General features: G+C 39.6%; 9 protein-coding genes and 1 tRNA gene. All 10 read right to left on the bottom strand.

Annotated features, from left to right (window positions below):
- Positions 1-325: 325 nt before the first annotated feature.
- On the bottom strand, positions 326-571 hold the full coding sequence (locus BMY14_RS09100; RefSeq protein ID WP_019552781.1) for a pro-sigmaK processing inhibitor BofA family protein: 246 nt from the start codon (positions 569-571) through the stop codon (positions 326-328).
- A 60-nt stretch (positions 572-631) separates the two neighbouring features.
- Entirely contained in the window at positions 632-1,228 is a 597-nt protein-coding gene (gene recR, locus BMY14_RS09095) for a recombination mediator RecR (protein ID WP_019552782.1), read from the bottom strand.
- Positions 1,229-1,564 carry a YbaB/EbfC family nucleoid-associated protein gene (locus BMY14_RS09090; RefSeq protein WP_019552783.1) on the bottom strand — a complete coding sequence of 112 codons (336 nt, stop codon included), beginning with the start codon at positions 1,562-1,564 and terminating at the stop codon, positions 1,229-1,231.
- Between the two features lie 118 nt (positions 1,565-1,682).
- Positions 1,683-3,410 carry a DNA polymerase III subunit gamma/tau gene (dnaX, locus tag BMY14_RS09085; protein WP_091831044.1) on the bottom strand — a complete coding sequence of 576 codons (1,728 nt, stop codon included), beginning with the start codon at positions 3,408-3,410 and terminating at the stop codon, positions 1,683-1,685.
- A gap of 262 nt (positions 3,411-3,672) precedes the next feature.
- Positions 3,673-3,762 (bottom strand) — tRNA-Ser (locus BMY14_RS09080).
- 163 nt (positions 3,763-3,925) lie between these two features.
- Positions 3,926-4,801, bottom strand: a complete 876-nt coding sequence (locus tag BMY14_RS09075) for a hypothetical protein (RefSeq protein WP_091831042.1) — start codon at positions 4,799-4,801, stop codon at positions 3,926-3,928.
- Positions 4,794-5,183 carry a response regulator gene (locus tag BMY14_RS09070; RefSeq protein WP_245741340.1) on the bottom strand — a complete coding sequence of 130 codons (390 nt, stop codon included), beginning with the start codon at positions 5,181-5,183 and terminating at the stop codon, positions 4,794-4,796. Before BMY14_RS09070 ends, BMY14_RS09075 begins: the two co-directional genes overlap by 8 nt.
- 368 nt (positions 5,184-5,551) lie before the next feature.
- Positions 5,552-8,932 (bottom strand): ATP-binding protein, encoded by a 3,381-nt coding sequence (locus BMY14_RS09065; protein ID WP_091831040.1) that lies wholly within the window; start codon positions 8,930-8,932, stop codon positions 5,552-5,554.
- A complete protein-coding gene (locus BMY14_RS09060; RefSeq protein WP_091831038.1) occupies positions 8,919-9,524 on the bottom strand; it encodes a DUF4194 domain-containing protein in 606 nt (201 codons plus the stop codon). Before BMY14_RS09060 ends, BMY14_RS09065 begins: the two co-directional genes overlap by 14 nt.
- A complete protein-coding gene (locus BMY14_RS09055; protein ID WP_091831036.1) occupies positions 9,524-10,990 on the bottom strand; it encodes a DUF3375 domain-containing protein in 1,467 nt (488 codons plus the stop codon). The genes BMY14_RS09060 and BMY14_RS09055 overlap by 1 nt, the downstream gene beginning before the upstream one ends.
- Positions 10,991-11,107: the final 117 nt, after the last annotated feature.

Here is an 11,107-nt window from a genome sequence, read left to right as displayed (position 1 = left end):
AAAAGAAATTGTTAGTTGTTGTTTTCAAACGCAAGCGTTCGAAAACCGCACATCTGGCTTGATACATGTTGGTGTACATATATCTTTTTGTTTTCTACATTGTTTAGTTTTCAAAGAACACGTTGCTGGCACTTGCTTAAGTCAGCTTGTATAGATTATCACATCCGCAAGCGGCTGTCAATATCTTTTTTTGAAACCAGTTGATGTCATTGCCTTAAAGACAAGTGAATCCGTGATTTCGTTTTTCTGTTTTCGCCGTTGTTATTGGCGACTTGTAATATACTACACTCTTTCAGCTTTACTGTCAATACTTTTTTTCGTTATATTAGATGAATTTGTAAATAATTAAACCAATAACACCAGGTATACCGAAAATACCAGCAATCAAAGCATTTATCAAATTGATTTGCAATCCAACACCAAACAAATTAATAATCCAAAGCATAATTCCGCCAATAATGCTGTTGGTAATAAGTTTCCACAGTAAACGCATCGGCAGAGAAACAACTTTACCAATTGCATAAAGGACCACTAAGCCTATAAAAAAGGCAATCAACATACTAAATTCCATAAAAATACCTCCAGCTTATATTGCAACCGGAGCAAGCCAGCAGCTGCTCCAGTTCTTTGTTTATATTTCGCGACGATTTTCGAGTGCTTTTGATAAAGTGACTTCATCTGCATATTCAAGATCGCCGCCAACTGGCAGACCATGTGCGATACGCGTTACTTTGATACCGATTGGCTTCAAAAGTTTGGCAACATACATTGCCGTAGCTTCACCCTCGACGTTCGGATTCGTCGCCATAATAATTTCTTTGACATCCGAGCTGTACAGCCTGTTTAAAAGTTCTTTAATTCGAATATCATCTGGTCCAATTCCTTCCAGCGGTGACAATGTGCCGTGTAAAACATGATACAATCCTTTAAAATCCCGCATACGTTCCATCGCTCCAACGTCACGCGGCTGTTCAACTACGCAAATGATAGAACGATCTCTATTTTCCGATGTACAGATTTTACAAGGATTTGTATCACTTAAATCAAAGCAGGTATTGCAAAAGCCAATTTTTTCTTTGGCTTCGATAATTGCATTTGCCAATGCTTTCGCTTTTTCAACATCCATATCTAATATATGGTAAGCCAACCGCGTTGCTGTTTTCGCCCCAATACCAGGTAACGAACGAAAATGTTCAATCAGTTTAGCCAGGGGTGCGATATATTGCATTTAAAACATTCCTGGTGGTAAATTCAATCCGCCGGTAAGTTTTCCCATTTCGCTTGCCATCAAATCGTCCACTTTTTTCACAGCTTCATTAATTGCTGCTGAAATCAGGTCTTGCAGCATTTCTACATCTTCAGGATCAACCGCTGCCGGATCGATGATAAGTGACTGGATTTGTTTTTCACCATTCATGACAACTTTAATTGCCCCGCCGCCTGCAGATACATCAATTGTTCGAGTTTTTAATTCTTCTTGCATTTTTCCCATTTCGGCTTGCAGTTTTTGAACTTTTTTCATCATACCGCCCATATTTCCCATGTTTCCCATTCCGTTAAACATATAAATGTCCTCCTTCATACTATTGCAAATTTATTTCATTTTGGATTAAATAATCTCTATATCATAGACTATCAAAATTGTGGATTCTCGTCAAACCCTAAATTATCGTTTCAATTGATTATTTCAAATCTTCTTTTTTGACAAAATTATCACCAAATACCGCGACCGCTGTATCAAGAGTTTGTTTTTCCTGTTCCGTCATCGTTGTGTAGTCAATCTCCAGCTTAGCCGGCTGCGTTTGAATCGGCTTTGGCTTGGCTTTTGTCGGCGCTTTCGGCGGAGCGGCAGCTTCTAATGTACAAACAATCCGAATTGGACGCTGACAAATTTCTTGCAAGATCTCTTCCAGCATTTCGCGATAATCATTTCGTTCGGTACGTGCTTTTTGAAAGGATCCTTTAAATGCAATAAACATTTGTGTATCCGTCAACCCACGCAATACCCCCTGACCAACACATGCTAAAACAGGAGCCTTGCCATGTTCTTTGAGCGTGTTGAGTAGCTGCTGCCACACAGATTGTGCACTTGCATCAATAGCCCCATCATCAGGAAGATCCCGCACTTCACTTGTTTTAGGCTGCTGCTTTGCATACTGTGCTCCACCCGAAGGTCCACTTGTCGCAACAGGCACTGGCCTCAAAGCTGCGACTGGTTGTTTTTTCACAAGTTGTAAAACCGTTTTCAGCTGCGACTCCAGCTCGGTCACGCGTTGTAGCAGTCCCTGATCCGTTATCAGCATATCCCCATCAGTTGACATGTTTTCTTTGGAAAAACACAATGACAGAAGGGCTGCTTCGGTGGTAATCCTTGGCTGCGGCGACCATTTCGCTTCACTCAGCGCTTCATGCATCTTTTGAATAATAATCGCCAGTTCATTATGCGTAAATTTAGCCGCATGTCCTTTTAAAATGTCTTCACGATCACTGTATAAGTCAATACCAGTAACACTACCAGCGGCCTGATAAATCATTACGCTTCGCATATGTAAGGCAATTTCTGTCAAAATCTGTTTTACATCTTTACCATTGCGGATAAGTTCATCCAAAATGGTAATAATTTCTTTTGAATCTTTATTTGCCAAAGCATCGGTAATTTTCCAAATCCATTCATGTCCAACCAATCCCAATAGCTGCCGAACTTGCTCGGTGCTAATTTTTTCAGAATCATTTGCACAACACTGATCAAGAATACTGAGCGCATCTCGCATTCCCCCATCCGCATGGATCGCAATCAATTTCAAAGCTTGCGGTTCAGCCGGAATCTTCAGATCCAGCAGGACCAACTCAAGACGCTTTTGTATTTCAGCTACAGTAATGCGTTTAAAATCATACCGTTGGCAACGCGAATGAATCGTTGCCGGCACTTTATGTGCTTCCGTTGTCGCTAAAATAAACACGACATGTGACGGTGGTTCTTCCAGTGTTTTCAGTAAAGCATTAAATGCTTCTGTCGTCAGCATGTGTACTTCATCAATAATATAAACTTTATAGCGTCCATCAACCGGAGCGAATTTCACATTTTCACGCAGGTCACGGATTTCATCAATCCCACGATTTGATGCTGCATCAATTTCAAATACATCCATGGATGTACCTTTATTTATTTTTTCACAATTTGCACACACGTTACAAGGATTAGCTGTTGGACCATTTTCGCAATTCAGCGCCTTGGCAAGAATTTTAGCCATACTTGTTTTCCCTGTACCACGCGGCCCCGAAAACAAGTAAGCGTGAGCAATTTTATCTAAATTAATAGCATTTGCCAATGTTCTGCTGATATGTTCCTGCCCAATTAAATTCTCAAAATTATTTGGTCGCCATTTTCTATACAATGCTACGTAGGCCATTACCATCTCTCCCTGCCTTACAAATGCCTTTCATGCTGCTTAATGCTTATTATAACAAAAAAGCAACCCAACAGGTTGCTTTTATTTTCTATACAATTCCTTTTCAACGTCGGGCCGCAGCCCCCAGGCAACCTCACGGCACATGAAAATGATCACTTACCGCTGCTTCCTTCCGGACCTGACGGGATTCGCAAGTTTCCATTGCGCAAGACCAAGGCGCCGCGGTCCGACCTTAAAAAGGAATTTCTATTTTGAATTTTAATGGCGGAGAGTTAGGGATTCGAACCCTAGGTACAGTTTCCCGTACACACGCTTTCCAGGCGTGCTCCTTCAACCGCTCGGACAACTCTCCATGTGCTTGAATATTGATGAATATTTTGTTGCGCTGCATGTCATCTGCAACGATATATAGATTATCATTTATTGGCATCATTGTCAACATTATTTTTTTAACGCCAGACTGCTAATATTACAGGGGATCTTTAATGATCCCTGAACTCCTGTAATATTAGCATTTAAAAAATGATTTCATCGGCAGCAATAATCAATTCAAAGCCGCCAAAGCGAGTATTTACATGTATAATAGCCTGTTTATTGCCAAACGGTACTTCATTACGGGCAAATTTTTGCGGTTCCAAGTCAACATCTAAATGCCGATTGGATAAATTGACAACAAATAATCCATTTGTCACATTTAAAAATTCAGACACACTGTCAATCGCCAATTCATTTACTTCTGTAATATCTTCCTGACTATAACGTCGGGCCATTTCCAAGAAAACGGCTTCTTCTGCCAAAATTCCTGTAGTTAAAATAACATCGCCCATCAACCGCTGCGATACCACAACCGTTTCTTTGTCGGTATGAACCAACTCGGCATGGGGATCAACAACAGCTGCTGTATCCATAAACCGAAGTACTGACCGTAAGAAAAGATCCGTATATTCCGTATATAATTCGCGAACCTCTTCAATCTCAGAAAAGTCAATTTTGCTCAACTGGATCAGACTTAATGCATCGGTCAAGACCATGTTGCTGTTCTTTTTATAATCTTTAATAACTTTTTCCAACTGAGGTAAAGACATAATATTTTTATCAATGATTGCTTGTCCTAAATTTAAGTTACCGCTGTCTTGTGCATGCAAAAGTGTCTTAACTTGTGATTCTGTCAAATAACCTTCATCAATGGCCACTTCACCAAAAAGTCGGTCACAACTGACCTGTAAATGATGTACCTGTTCCACTTGTTCTGCTGTCATTAGGTTTTGGCTCATCGCCAAGACGCCAAGTTTGACATGATGTTTACTTTCAGCATCAAGCAGTTCACGAACCTGCTGCGCTGTCAGGAAATGATGATTCAGTAGATATTGAGCAAAATATTGGCTAAGCATCCGTCTCAACCTTCTTTCTAATATCATCCAGTGTCTTTTTTATCTGCTGGGTCGTATAGGGCTTTTGAATAAAATCAATGGCTCCAAACTTCAATGTTTCCACTAGTTTACTTGATGTTCCCGTCGAAGATAACATAATAACTTGCGCTTTTTCATTTATTTTGCGAATTGCTTTTAAGGCTTCAAGCCCCCCTACTTCCGGCATAACGATATCTAAAAAAGTGCCGTCCGGCTGATTTTCCAGATACATCATGACCGCTTCTTTGCCGTTTTTAGCTTCAAATACTTCGCAATCCAAACTTTCAAGTTCCTGTTTCAACTTTCTGCGTAATAATAGTGAATCATCCGTGATTAAAATCTTCAATTTTCTAGTCAATATCATCCGTCCCCCTTAGCGAATCTGAATGTCTTGCATCCTAAATCAACCCTGTGAACTACCCACTCCAAATATCCATTTTATTATAACATAAATCGTTTTGAATAAACATTCACAAAAATAAGAATTAAGACCTGTTTATCCGTTTATCAGAAATAAATTCTTGCTTTATTCTATCATTCGTTGAACTAAATATTCTTAGCTGCAAAGGATAAATATTTTTCGTGAAATTTCCAATAACTGGATAACTGGAGTGGTATTCTTTAATTCAACTTATCATACTATCCTGTTTATTATATTCGTTAGCAAAAATAGTTTCCCTTTGTCGAATGTTGATTTTTTCGCATGTTCTATTTTTCATAGGTTAGCACCATCTACCGTTCAATTTGTCGATAGACAGCTCGTTCTTGTTTCAATTCTTTGATCGTCAAGTTACGTAAATAGGAATGATGTTGTTCTTCATTTTGATAAACAAAACCAACATGTGTAACAAATGGCTCAATTGTGGCAATTTTTAATAGCGGGGTTACGACCAGCAGTTGTAAATCAAGCTTTTTAAAAAGTTCTAACCCAAATCTGGCGGAATCATCCGAACTTTTTAAAAAGGCTTCGTCGATCACAACAAAACGAAACGATTGTATCCGTTTATTTTTTGCTTCCAGCCCAAAATTATAGACCAGACTCGCAGCTAAGATTGTATAGGCCAATTTTTCTTTTTGACCACCAGATTTCCCGCTTGAATCGGTATAATGTTCATATTCCTCATCGGTTTCACGCCATTTTTCCGATGCAGCAAAGGTGTACCAGTTCCGTACATCAATCACTTTATCCATCCAGTGTTGATCTTCTTCAGCGAAATTAGCCCGCCCCCGAAAGCGATCCAATATTTCTCTGATCTGGTTGAATTTTTCTTCCGTATACTGTTCATCATCACTATTTGCCAGCGCACTATCTGTACAAGATTTTAGCTGCATGCGGAATTGTTTAATTTCATGTTCAGCTGAAACAGTATATTCAATTTGAATATACCGCCCATCATTGTAATCAATGGCATTTAATGAGTGATTAATCATATCAATGCGCTCACGAATTTGTGCACAAGCCAACTCAAGTTTTCCATGAAATAAAGCAATCTGGTTGATTGTATTTTCTTTCAACAAGTCTCTAAATTTCGTCTCAAAACGCGGTAAATCATCAAGTTCCAAGTGCTGTAAAATTTTTTCATATTCCCCCACAGCTTCCGGTGCAGCATCAATTGACATCGTTTCTTGCGGGTAGATGCCCGAAAACTGTGTCATAAGTCGAGTTAGACTTGTTGCCGTTTCAGCCAAAAGACAGCTCGCTGTTTCCAGTTGTGCCGAAATCCAAATCGCATATGTATTTTCAAGTGATGTGATTTCAAGCAGATTGATCTTTTTATCCTCCAGGGCTGCCTTATAATTTGCCTCAAGATACGGATAAGCCTGCTTTTGGATTGTTGCTTCCACTTGGTCGGCCAGCATGCGATTGACTTTCATTTTTGCATTTTTTTGTTCCAGTAACAGCTGGTTTTGGTATAAATGTTTATTTGTCATATTCAAAATTCTTGCTGCATTTTCTTTCAAGGATGTTAATTGTTCTTGTTTTTCTTTTAAAATTTGCAGCGTTTCATTTTGATGTTCAAGCTCCGTCAACCGTTGCATTTTAGCAAGAATCTGCGTTTCTATGCCAGAGCAATCAATCGTTTCAAATTCTGTTACTTCCGTTACTATAGCAATCGCTGTAATTCGTTTTTGATTTTCAATTTGTTTTATTTTAATTTCACGACTGAGTTTTTTCCAGCGCTTAACTTCACCTGTCAAATTTTCAATTTCCTGCTCTAACAGCAAAATTTTCTTTTGATTCGAAAACCCTAAAATATAGCGACGCTGATCATTTAAGCTATGTCGATCATCTTTTTCATGGCGCTGTTTGCCTGTTTTGATCTGGCCGCCTTTTGTTAAAGCATAGTCCGCATTTTTAAACTCCTGTACCGTTTCGGCGCATATATGACGGAATCGTTTATATACTTCGCCTTGCACCCAGTCAGAAAATCTGGCATCACGTTTAAAATTCAACTTTGTATAAACCATAATTCCATCGTCATTTACCTTAGATATCGTGACGACTTCATCCACGATACGATAATACACGAAACGTAAATGCAGGGGTGTTTTTTCAATCCAACTCACAACCTCGGTATAATGAGAATCCGGTATTAACAAGGCTAGACCAAACGTATGCAATAACTGTTCAATGGCACCTTCCCAATCGCTTTCCGTGTTTTTCACTTCAATCAGTTCACCAATAAATGGCATTTCACTTACAGCCAAATCAAGGCTGTAACATAAACGATTGCGAATTTCAATATATTCACGCGGTATACTTGATTGGCGCAGTCGCAGAGATTCTAGTTCTTCACCAATTTGTTTACGTTCTTTTTCCACTTCATTACGGCTAATTTCATAATCAGCAAGCTCTTCAGCCAGCTCCTGTGACAGGTCTTCTTCCTTTTTTTTACAGATGATTAGCTGTTCACGATTGTTGTGAAAAACAGTTTTTGAGACTGGTGCAGCAAATCCCAGCAGATCTGCCTGCCTGTTGTAGTTCTCCAATGCTTTTTTAGAAGAGGCAAGTTGCTGCTTGTCCTGACGAATTTCGAGCTGCAATGTCTCCAGTCGTCGTCCGCCATTTTGATCCATTTCACGGAAGATTGTGTTGAGCTCAGTTTCCAACCCTTGTAAAATAACCGTTTGCTCACTACATCTTTGTTCTGTCTCTTGAAGATCGTCCGTCAAGTCCGTAACTTCATCAAGTAAAAGCTGATTTTCTTTTTCAGCAAACCATGATTTTAAGGTCAACTGCATCAATTGTAACTGTTTCGTATGCCTGGCTGCCGCATCATAGGTTTTGCCTAATTCGACGAGCGGCCGCAATAACTCTTGTTGATTTTTGGCTTTAAGTACTGTTTGATGTGCCATATCCAGATCATAAAAATGCCCTAATAAATTTTTTACATCATCGACGGTGTCTGGTACTTCGAGCATATTTTGCCGAACAAAGCTTGTCAGTTCATCCACTTTTTTCATTGAAATCGTCTGTTGAAACAAGTCCATGGCTTGCGCTTGGCGAATGCCAAACCGATGGCGAAACTCACGTGCATAAGGCGGATAATCTTCATAAATGTGAATATAATGATCTCGGTCCAGCCTCTTTTTAAGATTTTTAATATCACTGCCAAAATTACTGAAGTGTTCCGTAATAAGCAGTGTTTTATCTGCCAAGACAAAAAAACGAGCCGGCCAGCGCTGTTCATCCTTAAACCAAAAGACCTGCGCTAATGTTACGACTTCACCAAGATTTATATCAGAAAAAGTCGCTAAAATTACGGAATATTGATTGGGATTACGCAGTGATTCTGGTTGTCCTCCGCCTTCACGCGTCCGCTTTTGTCCATAATAACCACGCACATAGGAAGTTAAATTTCGCTCTTTTGCACTGGCATCCGCAGCTTTGTTATACATCACTTTACGCGGCGGTACCAAAAGTGTACTCAGTGCATCGACCAAAGTAGATTTCCCTGAACCGACGTCCCCTGTCAATAAAGATGTATCCCCATTTAAATTTAATGTCCATACTTTATTATGGAATGTTCCCCAATTATAGATTTCAAGTTTTTGTAAACGGAAACCAAGTTTATTGATGCCTTCAGGATTTTCAAAATCAAATAAGTCCATTCATGCCATCCTCCTCTTTCGTTTCCGATTTTGCACCATATTCTATGTAGTCTGCCAATCGTTCATCAAATTCTTGCAGCCATTTCGCATTGACAAAACTCCTCACAATCCTCTCTACCTCATAGGTATCATCCTGCGTTTTCAGTTTGCGTAAAAAGCCCATTTCTTCGACTTTTGCTATATGGCGATCAACCTCTTGGCTGAATTTTATTTCATTCGTCATAGCTGCAAAAAAGACTCGCATCTTATCTACAATATCATATTTTGTAATCAGCAATTGGCTGTCACCATTCACAGAATCATATTCTCCCAGCTGTTGTCGCAATAAAACAAGCAATACAGAAACTGGATAACTGAGTTGTCGGCGTGGTACCAGACGAGGCAGCGAGTCTTGTTCGCTTTGCCTCAAATATGCATATTCATCCATTTCATCAATGATTAAAACCAGTCCTAACCGTTTTACATAATCAGCAATTAAATGACGATGCTCTAAGACGGACTGCCATAGAGCCAGCTGCCTTTCTTTAAAGACAACACCACGCAATAATGTAATCAAGACCCTTGAAAAATTAAATTCTTGTTCTTTGTCCATTATAATACCTCCGGTTGAGACGAAAATGTGATTTTTTCTAACTTTGCCAACAAATCTCGTCCCTCCATATCTTTCATAGCTATTTCCTCAAAATCATGTTCACTAAATCCAGCATCTGCTGTTTTACTTGCCAATACCATATAACTTAATAATTCCGTGAGTCCTTGTTGTAATGGATAGGCAGCAATTACCTCAGCCAGTGAGACAGATTTCTTTGTTTTCAATAAAGTTTCAATATTTTGCTGCAAAATCTTTTTATCAACATATACCTGTTCAAACATTGTTTCCACGGATGGTTCTTCTTTCCCTGTTTGCAAAAACTGATTTTGCAGCTGTATATGCTGCGGTGGTACAAAGAGGGGACGATCCATCGGCAGTTCAAAGTCAGGTACTATGGCATCTATCATCATAAAATCACCACGTGGCAAACAATCGCGAACCTGCAGCGCTTTCACTTCGATATTTTGCAGCAAGGCATAAATTCGTTGTTCTTCCGACAGATAATTTTCATCGACATAACGGCGAAGCTGTTTTGATAAAACGGCAATCGTCGACTGAACCTGTGAGGCTGCCGTGAACCAGTCTCTATTAATCCGGGTCATATCAATTTCTTTAGCCGCTTCTTCTAAACTTGTAATATGTATAACTTTATCCATTGTCTGTTGGAAATCTTCTTGTTGAGATGATCGCATTAAAAATTTCCAAAATGCATTAAAACTACGACCTTGCTCCGAATGATTGATACCATCTGACTCTAGAAAAATTTCTTCTAAAAGCTCGCCCTTCCCCTGCGTCCAGGTAACAATTTTATCGAGCATTCGCCTCTCCAAAGCACGAAAATTCTCCTCAACTTCACGAAAATCAGCCAAAATCCCCTGTGCCGTAGCAGCCGCCTGCAAAAACCGTTCCTTGATCTGGACATCGTCTAAGACTTCTATTTTCCCAGCTTTGACCTGTTCAATTTCCCGTTCAATGTTGCTTTTTTCTGTTTCAAGATGCTTGAGCCGTGCTGCTGCATCTTGCTCTGATCCAGCTACGATTTGATGCAAAAGATCAAAAACCGTTCGCAGTCTTGATTCCGTTCCGACGAATCGTTGTCGCTTGAGGCTCAAAACCCATTCAATCGCTTTTTGCGCTGCTGACGTCAAATCATAATTTGCTTCATCCTTTAAATAAAAGCGTCTAAGCCAGGCATGCTGAGGATCAGCCCAAATTTCAAGATATTCTTTAGCTGGTCGGTTAAACTTCTCTTCATTGCCGGATTGATTCACTTTATAGATAAAATCTGTCAAATCGGCAATCAGTTCAGCCTCTGTAATCGAACGTCGGCTTACAGCAATGAATTCTTGATAAAAAAAAGCCAGAATCAGCTGTGTCTGCGGCGCTGCCAAAAGCCGCCAGGCAGCATTACCCGCACGTAATTCGCCAAGTATTTCATATGTCATATGATCTGCAATGTTCACCATATCTTTCACACCTGCTTATTTCAATTTATAGCGTAAACCTAATTCTATGCAAAGCATCCCAAAAATGCAAGGTTTACCTGAATTTTCCTCAATATTTCATAATCCAGATAAGCTGCA

This window comes from Propionispira arboris (assembly GCF_900109225.1).
GTDB lineage: Bacteria > Bacillota > Negativicutes > Selenomonadales > Selenomonadaceae > Propionispira > Propionispira arboris.
This window is presented reverse-complemented; position numbering and strand designations above follow the sequence as displayed.